Genomic DNA, 13,182 nt, shown 5'->3' on the forward strand with positions numbered 1-13,182 from the left:
ATATTGCCGTACAGGGGCCGTCCTTCGCGGATCAGATGCCACGTCACGCTGTTGCAAATACTCTGCATCGGCACGAATTCGTTTGGCGGTGGCGTTTCGGTGTCGTTGATATCGACGTAATAGGCGAAGCGGATGGCATCGCGCCGGTTGTCATACAGCGCGATGTAGAAGTTTTCCGCATACATCAGCGTGCCCAATATGGCGTGCAGGGCGCGCAAGGTCTGGTCCATGTCATGGACGGTGCTCGCCTGGTCCGCGATCGCATACAGCGCGCGTTGCAGACGTTCGGCCTGACCCAGTTGCGAGACAGAGTTGAAAAGGTACGCCAGCTCGCCTTGTTGACGCATCCGGATATCCACGACCAGCTGCAATAGCTGCAAACGATCTTGCTGGAGTGCATCGAGATCTTCAGGAACCCATGCCTCCAGGACACGATGTTCCAGCGGATCGGTGCCCAGGGCCATGCGTCGTGAACCTGCGGGAGCAGCTTCGGCGGCCTGATCCTGCGCGTGCCAGTACACCCGGTATCCCTCCGCCCGCAGTTCCGAGGCCATGACATCGGCCACGGCCTGCGCATCCTTGCTCTGGAAAATGCGCTGGATAGCCTTGTGCATGGCCTCTGTCACGGACAGGACCGGTGTGGCCGCGCTTTTTTTGGCAGCAAAGGTCATGGTATCAAAGTGGCAGAAGTGGCCCCGGATAAGTGTATACCGCGCCTGCGCCGGCTGTCGTGAAGCCCAAAAATGTGCGCTGTGTCACATTATTCGTCATATGCGTCCGACGTGCTGGACAGTGCGAACCAGATCAACTGTTAGCAAAAGGTAAAGAGGCGTATACTGGTGTCCGTGAATAAGATTGGGAACCGGTGACTTTCCATCGGTGTCCAATGCGAACAGCCAACGACCAGTAGTGGGGGCGCGTGTGCGCAGAGTGCTTGCCAGCTTGATCCTGCTGATGCCGCTTGTAGCGGCAGGGCAGACGCTGGGAGCTGTTCGCGCCAATCAGGCCAGTGCCGCCGAGCATGTGGCCACCTACAGCAGTTTGCAGCCGGCCAAGGGCCACGGAAACCTGCTGGTGCCGCTGTGGCGTGATGCGCAGGGACGGATGCTTGCGCTGGTCGCTACCCGGGATTCCGATACCGCAAACAGCCGGGGTGCCCTCGATTTTCGCGTGGTGGACGTCAGCCAGGGTTTTACCTCGGGCTTGCGCTATGACATCGGACCGCACGTGTCTGCATTTGCAGGTCTCTCCCGGCATAGCTGGCTGGTGCCGAAAGCAGCCGCTGCATGCACGCCGAGCGCGGGTGTCGGTTGTCCGGATGCCAATACCCTGGACTCCGCCCGCCTGTTGAACAGCGAGGTGGGTGCCAGCTGGAACGCCAGCCACTATCGTCTGGATCTGAGTCTGGACAGCACCCATCCGCAGGGCAACAGCCTGCTTCTGCCACGTGTGGTGCCCGATGCATCGACCTTCAATGGGGTTCCGTTGTGGGCACTGGACAGCAGCCGCAATCTGTCGGCGCGCGGTCGTCTGTCCCTGGGCAGCGAAACCGGCATTGATCTGGGCGCCAGCGTCGGCCGCATCCGTCTGCTGCCGGGTAACCTGCTGGGTGTCCATTCCCTGGGCCAGCAGTCCTTGAGTCTGGGTATGGACAGCGGGGCACTGAGCGGCCACATCACCGGCCGCATGCTGCAGCCGATCGCCGGGAATCCGGATACCCAGGTGCTGGGCCCCGAGCGCCACTGGACTACCATCGACCTGGGTGTCACTTGGCGCCTGCCGTGGCAGGGCGAGCTGCGGTTTGGTGCGCAGAACCTGTGGTCATCGGGTCAGGCGCCCACCCCGGTGGGCGGTCCCGAGCCTGATCAGTCGCGTATTCCCTACGTGCAGTACCACCAGGATCTGTAGCGCAGCAGCGTCGATATCGCCTTCCCTGGCGATGCCTGCGAGCATATCAATCGGCCTTGCCTATCCGGACGTCGCCGCTGAAGGTCTCGACGTGGATGTGTCCCTTGCCCTCGCCCGAAACACTGTCGATCGATGATCCAGTGCCATGGTTCTTTTCGGTCACTTTGCCGAATGCGGAATGCAGCGAACCGCTGAACGTGGATGCCTTGAGCTTCGCGGAAAGGTCGGCCGGCAAGGTCAGGTGCACGTCGCCGCTGACCGAGTCGATGTCGATGCGTCCATCCGGTTGCAGTGCGCCGGACAGGTCGATATCCCCGGATACGGTGTTCATGGAGACCCTGCCGTAGGGACCGCCCTCGACACGGACATCACCGGAAACTGTCTGGAATTGACCGCTGTCGCCCACCGAGGGAGCCAGTATATCTCCGCTGACGGTCTGGATATCGGCTGTGCGCATGACACCGGACAGCATCACCTGCCCGCTCACCGTGTTGATCTCCACTTTCGGGCTGCTTGCGTCCAGACGCACGTGGCCACTGACGCTGTTGATCTTGATGTTGCCACCGTCCAGACCCTTGGCGTCGGCATCCGCACTGACCACGTCAATGTCCAGGCCAGCGGTCCTGGGAATCTGCACATCGAGCACGGTCGGACCCATGTCGTTGTCGCTGTGCCAGCTGAACCATCCCTTGTGTCCGGGCCCCTTGACGGTGATGTTCAGCGTGTCGCCGTCCCTGGTGATCTCGAGCGGCAGGGCCCCCGTGCCCAGGCTTCCGGTGATGTGGACCTTGTTCTGGTCCCAGGCGGTCACATGCACGGCACCCTTGACATTGTTGATGTGGATCTGGTCATGGGCGCCAACGTCACGGGTCTGGTCAATCGGCGTACCGGAAGCTAAAGCCGGGCTTGCAGCCAGGAACAGGACCAGGGGAAGCAGTTTGATGTATTTCATGATCATCACTCCTCGTGAGGGATGGGTAGGCGGTGCGGGGCGCACGATCAAGGCGCGCTTCGGGGATAGCGTTCAAGGCGCACTTGCTGGGCGTGGGTGCGTTGCTGGATGCGATGCAGGAAGCCGGCATCCGGCGCCTGTTGCATGGCCAGGCGAATTTCACTCTCGGCGGCGTCGAATTCGATCGCGGCGCCGGTCAGGCGCGGGTCGGAGGGTTTCCAGTGGCTTGTCTGCAGAGCAACCCCGCCATCCATTGAAGAGGTGATCGGCAGGCGCAGGGCCATCGTGCCGATCAGCAGGCTGATCAGGGCCACGGCGGCGACCGATGCCCAAGGCAGACGACGGGATGACGTGGTCGCGGTGTGGGGCTGCAGCTGCGATGTAATATCCGGCCACAAGTCACGGCGGGGTTCGATATCGCGCTTGAGTGCGCGGAGCTGGCGACGTTGGTCGAAGGTGTTCATGTGGTTTCTCCCAGAGCGCGGCGCATCAGCGCGCGTGCTCGATGCAGCTGTGCCTTGGAGGTGCCTGTGGCGATATCCAGTTCGGCGGCGATATCGTCGTGGCGCCAGCCTTCCACGTCATGCAGTACGAGGACGGCGCGCGCACGGGGGGGCAAGGTGGCGATGGCCTGTTCGAGTTCCCGGCTTTCGGCCGGGCAGAATGGGGTCTGTGCCGGTTCCTGCAGCGCGTCGGTGTCCAGGTCGGTCACCGGGTCCGATGCATGCGCACGCAAGGCCATCAGCGCAGTGTTCACGGCCAGACGGTACATCCATGTGCCGAAGGCGCTGTGGTGACGGAAACTGGCAAGTTTTCGCCAGGCCGTGACAAAGGCTTCCTGGACAAGCTCCTCGGCACGACCATGGTCGTATCCTGCCAGTCGCAACACCGCGCCATGCACCCGCGCGACGTGGCGCCGGTAGAGCGTTTCGAAAGCGGCGGTATCGCCGGCCACGGCGGCGCGCACCAGTTCGGCATCAGGCATTTCGACTACGGCGGCAGCTACGGAGGCTGGCGGCATCATCGGTCTGGACACGAGGCAGCGGGCATTCATGGTGCCAGCTTTGATGCCGTCCGGTGGCAAAAGGTTTGCAGCCAAACGGTTTTTGCATGGGCCATCCGGATGTGATCGGTGCCGGATTGCGTGGCTGGTGCGGCGTCAGGAGGTGACGGTTACACACCTATGATTGCGGGTTCCCCTCGTCCAGTGCCCGGGTTACGCGCTGCTGCTCGGCCTTGAGCTTTTCGGGCATGCGCGTGCCGTAGCTGTCCAGGTATTCACCGATGTCCTCCAGCTCCTGCTTCCAGGCTGCGGGATCGATCGCGAACAGGGCCTGCAGGGTGTGTTGATCCAGGTCCAGGCCGGCAAGGTCGAGCTCACCATCGGCCGGGATGATGCCGATCGGCGTTTGTACGCCCTGCGCCTGGCCGCTGATGCGCTTGAGCATCCATTCGAGCACCCGCATGTTCTCGCCGAAGCCGGGCCACAGGAAGGATCCATCGTCGCCCTTGCGGAACCAGTTGACGTGAAACACCTTAGGCAACTGGCTGTCGTCCTTGTCGAAGGAAAGCCAGTGGGCGAAGTAGTCCCCGAAGTTGTAGCCGCAGAAGGGTTTCATCGCCATCGGGTCGCGGCGCACGACGCCGACCTTGTCGGTGGCCGCAGCGGTGGTTTCCGAGGCCATCGAAGCGCCAAGCAGCACGCCGTGGGTCCAGTCGCGGGCCTCGAAAACCAGAGGTACCAGCGACTGTCGCCGACCACCAAAGACGATCGCCGAGATCGGCACGCCGTGGGCGGCCTCGGTTTCCGGTGACCAGCTCGGGCACTGGCTGGCCGAGACCGTGAATCGCGAATTGGGATGGGCGGCGGGACCATTGCCGCTGTTTGCGTCGCGTCCCTGCCAATCCTTCGCCGGGGTACCTTCGCCAAGGCCTTCCCACCACGGCTGCATGTCGGCGGTCACGGCAACGTTGGTGAAGATGGCATCGCGACCGAGCATCGCCAGCGCGTTGGGATTGGTCTTCCTGCTGGTCCCCGGGGCGACTCCGAAGAACCCGGCTTCGGGGTTGATGGCCCACAGTTGTCCGTCTTCACCGGGGGTCATCCAACAGATGTCGTCGCCGACCGTCCAGATCTTCCAGCCATTGGTGGCATAGGGCTCTGGCGGGATCAACATCGACAGGTTGGTCTTGCCGCAGGCTGACGGGAATGCGGCGGCGATGTAGTGGATTTCGCCCTGTGGGTTCTGGATGCCGACGATCAGCATGTGTTCGGCCAGCCAGCCCTCGCTGTGCGCCTGATGGCTGGCGATGCGCAGCGCGTGGCATTTCTTGCCCAGCAGTGCATTGCCACCGTAGCCGGAGCCGTAGGACTTGATCGTCAGCTGTTCCGGGAAGTGCATGATCCAGCGACGCTCAGGGTCAAGTTCGCCGGTCGAATGCAGACCTTTGACAAAGCTTCCTTCGCGTTCGATGCGTTCCTGTGCGGCCTTGCCCATGCGCGTCATGATGCGCATGTTCGCGACCACGTAGGGACTGTCGGTGATCTCGACACCGCAGCGTGCGATGGGCGAGCCGATCGGGCCCATGCAGTAGGGCACCACATAGAGAGTTCGCCCGGCCATGCAGCCCTCGAAAAGGGCGTCGATTTTGGCGTGCGCCTCGGCCGGGTCCATCCAGTGGTTGTTGGGACCGGCGTCCTCGCGATTCGGGTGGCAGACCAGGGTCAGTTGCTCCACCCGGGCCACGTCCTTCGGGTCCGAGCGGTGCAGGTAACAGCCGGGATGGGTGTCCTGATTGAGCTCGATCAGGTCGCCGTTTTCCAGCATCTGATTGACCAGGGCGTGGTATTCGGCTTCCGAACCGTCACACCAGTGCACCCTGTCAGGTCGGGTCAGGCGGGCCGTTTGTTCGACCCAGTCATTCAGCGAATCCAGTGTGCTCGTCATGAAAGTACCGCCTGATTTTGGCGGTCACGGCGGACCGCGGAAAGGCCGAACGGTAATTCGACAGGGGCCGTATTGCAACCGGCGAGGGGTCAAGCAGAGTGGATCGGTCTACCCTGACATGCTGCGCGCAGCGTAGCGCCGAATCGGCAGTGTCAGGGAATCAGCGTCGACGCCACGTGCTCGACATAGGCATCGAATTCCTCGTGACTGAGTCGCGGCATGCCCAGGGCCAGGTTCAACTGCAGGAAGCCGACAAAGGCTGCATAGGCGAGCCGGGCCCGATTCAGCGCCTCCTGACGGGGCATGCTGGTTTGCAGGTAGGCTTCGGTGAGAAAGGCCATGCGTCGCTGCGAGACACGTGTCATCAGCGGCAGTACCACCGGATGGTCCAGCGCTTTCAGCAGGGCAGCATAGATGCGGTGGGACTGCACTTCACGCGCGACCCGGTGGAACAGCTCGCGCAGGCGCTCGCGAGGGTCGCGAATGGGCTCGATCTGGGCCAGAACCTCGGCTTCGTCGTGTTCCTCCCAGCGTTCCAGTGCGGCGTGGAGCAGGGCCTCGCGATTGCGGAAGTGCCAGTAGAAGCTGCCCTTGGTAACGCCCAGGCGACGCGCCAGGGCCTCCACGGCCAATGCGCCGACGCCCTGTTCGGCGATCAGCTCCAGGGCACCGTGTTCCCAGTCCTGGGTGGAAAGGCGAGCACGTTCGGTCTTTTGTCGGGCATTCATGAGTCCATGCTAGCCGCTCCGGGCCCGGATGCAATCGAGGCTTTGCACTGAACCACGGCCGTCAACACCGCTTATGCAGGCAAACCATACGCCGATGCATTGACAGGCAAGGATTCGCCCTTACATACTCATGCGTATGGTAACCGTCCCCGACCAGCACAAAGACGCCTCCTTCATCACCCTCAGTGGTGCCGAAGGGATCGCGCTGGCCGGCGATGTGCGCAATCCGGATGGCCAGCCAACGGTGCTGTTCGCGCACGGTTTCGGCCAGACCCGGCATGCATGGACGAACGCTGCCGAGACGCTGGCTGCGGATGGTCTGCGTTGTGTCAGCTTCGACGCGCGCGGCCATGGTCAGAGCGAGCGTTCCCCGGACGGCTACCACATCGAGCAGTTCTTCGGCGATCTGCACGCGGTGGCCAAGGCACAGCCGCAGCCTCCCATTTTGGTGGGAGCCTCGATGGGCGGTCTGTTGGGACTTGCGGTGGCCGGCGAGCATGCTTCGCCGCCATTCCGAGCCCTGGTGCTGGTGGATATCACGCCGCGCTGGGAAACCTCGGGTGTGCAGCGCATCCTGGATTTCATGCGCGCATGGCCGCAGGGTTTTGCAAGCTACGAGGCCGCCTCCGAGGCGATTGCCGCCTATCTGCCGCAACGCCGGGGGCGCAAGGGCCGCAGTCAACTTGAACCTTTGCTCCGGCGGGGCGAAAACGGCCGGCTCCTCTGGCACTGGGATCCGCGTATGCTGAAAGCCATCGCCGAGGAGGGGCAGCGCTACCAGCCTCGCTTGATCGAGGCGGCGCACAAGATCAAGGTTCCGGTTCTGCTGCTGTCCGGGGGCCGCAGCGACGTGGTTTCGCAGGACACCATTGTTGAGTTTCTCGACATGGTTCCGCACGCCGAGCACATCGAACTGGCGTACGCCACGCACATGCTGGCGGGTGATGCCAATGAGGCATTCACTCGCGCAATCCGCACCTTCGTGGGTGCCCTTGATGCCAGTGCCGAACCCTCCGGCCGCACCGCACGAGCGGATGCGGAGCCCATCAACCGTGGAGCAGAAAGCTGATCCACGGCAATGTACCCCTGCCGCTTCACGGAGCGCGCATCCTTCGATACAGGTGATTCCTAGATGTCTGCCCTGATTCCCATTCTGGTCGCCCTGATTGTTTCCGCTGTCTGCGCCTATCTGCGCGTGGGCCTGCGCTTGTGGACGATACTGACGGCGGCTTTCGTTATCGTGCTGGGCCTGCTTGCCGGCGCGCCCGTGACGACCACCATCGTGATGGTCGTATTTGCACTGATCGCAGTTCCGCTGAACCTGGACGGCGTCCGCCGTCGTTATCTCAGCGCGCCGATGCTGAAAGTGTTTTCAAAGGTCATCCCGAAACTTTCCGATACCGAGCAGACCGCTCTGGAAGCCGGCACCGTCGGGTTTGAAGGCGAATTGTTCTCGGGCAAGCCGGACTGGACAAAGCTGACCCGTCAGCCCATGCCCGCGCTCAGTGCCGACGAGCAGGCGTTCATGGATGGTCCGGTCGAAGAACTGTGCGGCATGCTGGATGAGTGGCAAGTCACCCACGAACTGGCAGACCTGCCGCCCCAGGTATGGGATTTCATCAAGCAGAACAAATTCTTCGGCATGATCATCCCGAAGCAGTACGGCGGTCTGGAATTCTCGGCGCTTGCGCATTCGGCGGTGCTGCAGAAGGTGGCCAGCATCTCCGCGACCGCGGCTTCGACCATCGCGGTCCCCAATTCACTGGGTCCGGCTGAACTGCTGCTGCACTACGGCAGCGACGAGCAGAAGAACCATTTCCTGCCGCGGCTTGCGGATGGTCGCGAGGTACCATGCTTCGCGCTTACCGGCCCCCAGGCAGGCTCGGATGCCACTTCGCTGCCGGACTACGGCATCGTCTGCAAGGGCGAGTACGAGGGGGAGGAAGTGCTGGGTCTGCGTCTGACCTTCGACAAGCGCTACATCACACTGGCCCCCGTGGCCACCGTGGTCGGTCTGGCCTTCCGCATGTATGACCCGGACCAGTTGCTGGGCGATATCGAGGATCTGGGCATCACTCTGGCATTGTTGCCGCGCGAAACGGAGGGTCTCGAGATCGGGCGTCGGCACCTGCCGTTGAACATCCCGTTCCAGAACGGTCCGGTTCGCGGCAAGGATATTTTCGTGCCGCTGACCACATTGATTGGTGGTCCTCACATGGCCGGGCAGGGCTGGCGCATGCTGGTCGAGTGCCTGTCGGTCGGCCGGGCAATCTCGTTGCCGTCCAATGCTACCGGTTTCGTGCGCATGGCCAGTGCGGCGACCGGCGCCTATGCCCGTATCCGCAAGCAGTTCGGCCTGTCCATCGGACGCTTCGAGGGCGTGGAAGAGGCCATGGCGCGCATCGGTGGCCGTACCTATGCCACGGTGGCGCTGTCGCGTGCCACGGCTGCAGCCGTGGATCGCGGCGAGAAGCCCGCGGTGCCCTCGGCCATCGCCAAGTACCACGCCACCGAATACGGCCGCAGCGTGGTCAGTGACGCCATGGACGTACACGGTGGCAAGGGCATTATCCTCGGCCCGTCCAACTATCTGGGCCGCAGTTGGCAGGGCGCGCCGATCAGCATCACCGTGGAAGGCGCCAACATCATGACGCGCAGCTTCATGATCTTCGGCCAGGGTGCGATCCGTTGCCATCCGTATGTGCTCAAGGAGATGCATGCGCTGAACCTGGACGATTACGGAGACCGACTACGCACGTTCGACAAGGCGGTGTTCGGGCATATCGGCTTCGGCTTCTCCAATGCCATGCGCAGCCTGGTGCTGGGCCTGACGCATGCGAGGATCGGCAAGGTGCCGGGCGATGCGTACACCAGGCGTTTCTATCGCAAGCTCAACCGCTATTCGGCGGCGCTGGGGTTGTGTGCGGACATCGCCATGGGCGTGCTCGGCGGTCGATTGAAGTTCAAGGAAAAGCTTTCCGCGCGCCTGGGTGACGTACTCAGCAACCTGTACATCGCCAGCGCCATGCTCAAGTTCTACCAGGACAGCGGCCAGCCTGAAGCCGACCGCCCGCTGCTTGCGTGGGCTTTCCATGAATGCATGTGGAACATGCAGGTGGCTCTGGACGGCGTGATCCGCAACTTCCCGATGCGCCCGGTGGCGTGGTTGATGCGCGCTCTGGTGTTCCCCCTGGGCCTTCGCGAAGTGCCGCCGTCCGACCGTCTGGGTCATCGCGTTGCGGCGCTTCTGATGTGCCCCAACGAGGCGCGTACCCGGTTGCTGCAATGGTCGTACATGACGCCTTCGGCCAACAATCCGGTGGGCCGCATGAACGCGTTGCTGGCTGACGTGATCGCTGCCGAGCCGGTGGAGCGCAAATTCCTCAAGGAGCTCAAGAGCGGAAATATAAAGGCGCACGAATATGCCGAGCAGTTGCTCGAGGCGCAGAAACTTGGTGCGATCACTGCCGTCGAACGCGAGCAACTGGAAAAACTCCACGAGGCCACTGCGGAATTCATCAACGTGGACGACTTCGACCCGTCCGAACTGGTGGCGGCCAAGGTGCGCGAGGGCAAGGAGGTCAACCCTTCCGCCAAGACAGGTAAACGCGCTGCCTGAAATCACACGGAGCCTGCCGACCACGCAAGCGAAATGCCCTCCCATGGACCCATGGGAGGGTAGAGTGGGGGGTCAGGCAATAAAACCATGATGCATGATCCGCAGCAGGCGGCATGGCCGAGACATGAAACCAGTCCCGCCGCGATTTCGCGGGTGGGATCACAAAGGAAAACAGCGGCAATTCCTTTTCGATCAGGGGGCCGTTCGGTACCAACCTGCCGTGAGCCCGATGCACGATGCCTGTGCGTGCAGAGAAGACAAGCCAGGCCCGGAAAACCGGGTCGGGCTTCAGGGCCGCCCGCCGTCCCGCCGCATCCAGCCCGGTGGCACGATGCTGTTGCGTCGTATCGCGATGACCACGAATACCAGTGACAACAGCAGGCAACAGGCTACGGTCACCAGCGAAGCTTCCGGCCCGAAGGGACCACCGCTCAGCCAGTCCGGTCCTGTCAGCGAGGACTTCAACCAGCCATGCGGCGTGAGTCCGGAGACCGAGGTGCCGAACACCGGGCCTTCCATCATGTTCCAGGCTGCGTGCAGACCCATGCACAGCCACAGCGAGCGGGTCACGTGATAGACCAGACCGAACAGGATGCCGGCTTCGATGGCGATGGCCAGGCCGCTCCACAACGTGGCGTTGGCATTCCCCAGGTGGATTGCGCCGAAGGCCAGGGCAGACACCAGCAGTGCGATCCAGGTGCCAAGGCCCTCTTCAACGATGCGGAACAGGGCTCCTCGAAAAAATATTTCCTCGCTGATGCCTGCGCCCAGGCCGACCGACAGTATCGCGGCCAGCCAATGCACATCGCCGCCGGTTCCGAGCACATGAAAACTGCCAGCGAGTGCCAGTACCCCCATCACCACGCTTAACAAAACCACACCAAGAGCCAGGCCGGCCAGTGCATGCGGGACCAGCGTGCGCCATGAAAGCTCGGCCGGGGAGCGGCGTTCGATGGCGAATACCAGCAGCAGATAAGCCACCACCGCAGGGACGGCGCGGATCAGCAATTGCACCAGTCCGCCGAGGTCCCGTCCGACATCGACGCCCTTGCCCATCCATCCCAGCAGATGCAGGAGCATGCCGACGCCGAAGCTGGATGCCACGAAAAGCAGTACGAAAAGAATCAGGCGTGCGCCCGGCGAGAAGATCAGCCAACGCGTCCAGCCGGATGCGCTGGCAGGCGTGGTGTAAGCCAGTTCCCAGGAATTCATGCGCAGCCCCTTGAGTTGAAAAATCCTAGCACCTGGGCTTTCGCGACGGCAACTGACGAATGGCTTAGGCTCTCAGGGTTGCACTTTGGCGCTGGCGTGCTCACGCGTGGCGGCGAACGTGACGTCCGGCCAGCGTTCCTGGGTCAGCTGCAAGTTGACGCGTGTCGGTGCCAGGTAGACCAACGCTCCGGAAGCGTCGAGCGCGAGGTTGCTCGCGTTCTTTTCGCGGAACTGTTCGAGCATCTTCTCGTCGTCGCACTTGATCCAGCGCGTGGTGTTCACGGTGACGTTGTCGAACACGGCCTCGACACCATATTCGTCCTTCAGTCGATAGGCCACCACGTCGAACTGCAGCACGCCGACTGCGCCCAGAATCAGGTCGTTGGACATCAGCGGCCGGAAGAACTGCGTGGCGCCTTCCTCGGACAGCTGCGCCAGGCCCTTGTGCAGGGCCTTCATCTTCAATGGATCGCGCAGGCGTGCGCGCCGAAACAGTTCGGGCGCGAAGTTGGGGATGCCGGTGAATTGCAGCGACTCGCCCTCGGTGAACGTGTCGCCGATGGAGATGGTGCCGTGGTTGTGCAGGCCGATCACGTCGCCCGGGTAGGCGGTGTCGACGATCTCGCGATCCGAGGCCATGAAGGTCAGTGCATTGGCGATGCGCACGTCCTTTCCGGTACGCGTCTGCAGCATCTTCATGCCGGCCGTGTAGGTGCCCGAGCACACGCGCATGAAGGCCACGCGGTCGCGATGGGCCGGGTCCATGTTGGCCTGGATCTTGAACACGAACCCGGACAGCTTGTCCTCGTCGGACGCTACTATCCGGGTTGCGGTTTCGCGTGGTTGCGGGGGTGGGGCGTGCTCGACGAAGAAATCCAGCAGCAGCTGGACACCGAAATTGTTCACCGCCGATCCAAAGAACACCGGCGTCTGCCGACCGGCCAGGTAGGCGGCACGTTCGAAGGGTTCGACCGCCCCGGTCACCAGTTCGAGTTCGTCGCGCAGTTCACGCAGCGTTTCCGCGCCGATGCGTTTTTCAAGCTCCGGATGGTCCAGTCCCTTGAGCACGGTGGCTTCCTGGCGCTCGTAGTTCTTGCCCGCCTCGTACAGGTACACCTCGTCGCGAACCAGGTGGTAAACACCCTTCAGCCGTTTGCCCATGCCGATCGGCCAGGTGATGGGCGCGCACTGGATGCCCAGCACCGATTCGACCTCGTCGAACAGTTCCAGTGGCGGGCGGCCTTCGCGGTCGAGCTTGTTGATGAAGGTCATGATCGGCGTGGTGCGCAGCCGGCAGACCTCCATCAGCTTGATGGTGCGTGCCTCGACGCCCTTGGCGCAGTCGATCACCATCAGCGCCGAGTCCACCGCAGTCAACACGCGGTAGGTGTCCTCGGAGAAGTCGGCATGGCCCGGGGTGTCGAGAAGGTTGACGATCTTGCCGCCGTAGGGGAACTGCATCACCGAGGACGTCACCGAGATCCCACGTTCCTTCTCCAGGGCCATCCAGTCCGAGGTGGCGTGGCGCGCGGCCTTGCGGCTTTTTACCGAGCCGGCCAACTGGATCGCACCGCCGAACAGCAGCAGCTTTTCGGTCAGCGTGGTCTTTCCCGCGTCAGGATGGCTGACGATCGCAAAGGTTCGTCGGCGCGTGGTTTCGGATGGATGCATTGACATGGATGGGCGCTGCGGGGTCAAACCGCCAATGATAACGCGCTCAGACCCCGTGTTGTCCGGCCAGCGGGAACATGGGCGCCGAAAGAGCAGGCTGCAGGCTCATCGCCCGCAACCAGCGGTAATGCGAGGCGATGCCGG

The 13,182-nt window shown here is 62.8% G+C and carries 10 protein-coding genes and 1 pseudogene; 3 read left to right on the top strand and 8 right to left on the bottom strand.

The window, feature by feature from the left end; translation table 11 throughout:
• Positions 1 to 614, bottom strand: a pseudogene (locus PF446_RS08105) (bifunctional diguanylate cyclase/phosphodiesterase); the annotation flags it as partial.
• Positions 615 to 954: 340 nt separating this feature from the next.
• Here PF446_RS08105 and PF446_RS08110 point away from each other — a divergent pair.
• Positions 955 to 1,908, top strand: coding sequence for a hypothetical protein (locus PF446_RS08110; protein WP_298070912.1), 954 nt, complete (start codon positions 955 to 957; stop codon positions 1,906 to 1,908).
• A gap of 46 nt (positions 1,909 to 1,954) precedes the next feature.
• On the opposite strand, the gene PF446_RS08115 is transcribed toward PF446_RS08110, so the two are convergent.
• The 5 genes from PF446_RS08115 to PF446_RS08135 all read right to left on the bottom strand — a co-directional run bounded on the left by PF446_RS08115 (position 1,955) and on the right by PF446_RS08135 (position 6,536).
• Complete coding sequence (locus tag PF446_RS08115; RefSeq protein WP_298070914.1) at positions 1,955 to 2,860, bottom strand: DUF4097 family beta strand repeat-containing protein; 906 nt, start codon at positions 2,858 to 2,860, stop codon at positions 1,955 to 1,957.
• Positions 2,861 to 2,907: 47 nt separating this feature from the next.
• Entirely contained in the window at positions 2,908 to 3,324 is a 417-nt protein-coding gene (locus PF446_RS08120) for a hypothetical protein (protein ID WP_298070915.1), read from the bottom strand.
• Positions 3,321 to 3,881 (bottom strand): sigma-70 family RNA polymerase sigma factor, encoded by a 561-nt coding sequence (locus PF446_RS08125; RefSeq protein ID WP_298070927.1) that lies wholly within the window; start codon positions 3,879 to 3,881, stop codon positions 3,321 to 3,323. Before PF446_RS08125 ends, PF446_RS08120 begins: the two co-directional genes overlap by 4 nt.
• Before the next feature lie 160 nt (positions 3,882 to 4,041).
• Complete coding sequence (locus PF446_RS08130) at positions 4,042 to 5,808, bottom strand: phosphoenolpyruvate carboxykinase (GTP) (RefSeq protein ID WP_298070917.1); 1,767 nt, start codon at positions 5,806 to 5,808, stop codon at positions 4,042 to 4,044.
• Between the two features lie 152 nt (positions 5,809 to 5,960).
• Positions 5,961 to 6,536, bottom strand: coding sequence for a TetR/AcrR family transcriptional regulator (locus PF446_RS08135; protein WP_298070919.1), 576 nt, complete (start codon positions 6,534 to 6,536; stop codon positions 5,961 to 5,963).
• Positions 6,537 to 6,666: 130 nt separating this feature from the next.
• On the opposite strand from PF446_RS08135, the gene PF446_RS08140 reads away from it, so the two are divergent.
• Both PF446_RS08140 and PF446_RS08145 read left to right on the top strand, forming a co-directional pair.
• Positions 6,667 to 7,605, top strand: a complete 939-nt coding sequence (locus PF446_RS08140) for an alpha/beta hydrolase (protein WP_343224667.1) — start codon at positions 6,667 to 6,669, stop codon at positions 7,603 to 7,605.
• 63 nt (positions 7,606 to 7,668) lie between these two features.
• A complete protein-coding gene (locus tag PF446_RS08145) occupies positions 7,669 to 10,155 on the top strand; it encodes an acyl-CoA dehydrogenase (protein ID WP_298070922.1) in 2,487 nt (828 codons plus the stop codon).
• 288 nt (positions 10,156 to 10,443) lie between these two features.
• On the opposite strand, the gene PF446_RS08150 is transcribed toward PF446_RS08145, so the two are convergent.
• Positions 10,444 to 11,367 (bottom strand): type II CAAX endopeptidase family protein, encoded by a 924-nt coding sequence (locus PF446_RS08150; protein WP_298070924.1) that lies wholly within the window; start codon positions 11,365 to 11,367, stop codon positions 10,444 to 10,446.
• 72 nt (positions 11,368 to 11,439) lie between these two features.
• Positions 11,440 to 13,044, bottom strand: coding sequence for a peptide chain release factor 3 (locus PF446_RS08155; RefSeq protein WP_298070925.1), 1,605 nt, complete (start codon positions 13,042 to 13,044; stop codon positions 11,440 to 11,442).
• Positions 13,045 to 13,182: the final 138 nt, after the last annotated feature.

Origin of the sequence: Oleiagrimonas sp. (assembly GCF_027858935.1) — a bacterium.
In the GTDB taxonomy this organism is placed as follows: Bacteria; Pseudomonadota; Gammaproteobacteria; order Xanthomonadales; family Rhodanobacteraceae; genus Oleiagrimonas.

Coding starts and splice junctions, on each gene's coding strand:
- PF446_RS08145 (WP_298070922.1), top strand. CDS start 7,669: ATGTCTGCCCTGATTCCCATTCTGGTCGCCCTGATTGTTTCCGCTGTC.
- PF446_RS08135 (WP_298070919.1), bottom strand. CDS start 6,536: ATGAATGCCCGACAAAAGACCGAACGTGCTCGCCTTTCCACCCAGGAC.
- PF446_RS08125 (WP_298070927.1), bottom strand. CDS start 3,881: ATGCCGCCAGCCTCCGTAGCTGCCGCCGTAGTCGAAATGCCTGATGCC.
- PF446_RS08130 (WP_298070917.1), bottom strand. CDS start 5,808: ATGACGAGCACACTGGATTCGCTGAATGACTGGGTCGAACAAACGGCC.
- PF446_RS08110 (WP_298070912.1), top strand. CDS start 955: ATGCCGCTTGTAGCGGCAGGGCAGACGCTGGGAGCTGTTCGCGCCAAT.
- PF446_RS08115 (WP_298070914.1), bottom strand. CDS start 2,860: ATGAAATACATCAAACTGCTTCCCCTGGTCCTGTTCCTGGCTGCAAGC.
- PF446_RS08120 (WP_298070915.1), bottom strand. CDS start 3,324: ATGAACACCTTCGACCAACGTCGCCAGCTCCGCGCACTCAAGCGCGAT.
- PF446_RS08140 (WP_343224667.1), top strand. CDS start 6,667: ATGCGTATGGTAACCGTCCCCGACCAGCACAAAGACGCCTCCTTCATC.
- PF446_RS08150 (WP_298070924.1), bottom strand. CDS start 11,367: ATGAATTCCTGGGAACTGGCTTACACCACGCCTGCCAGCGCATCCGGC.
- PF446_RS08155 (WP_298070925.1), bottom strand. CDS start 13,044: ATGTCAATGCATCCATCCGAAACCACGCGCCGACGAACCTTTGCGATC.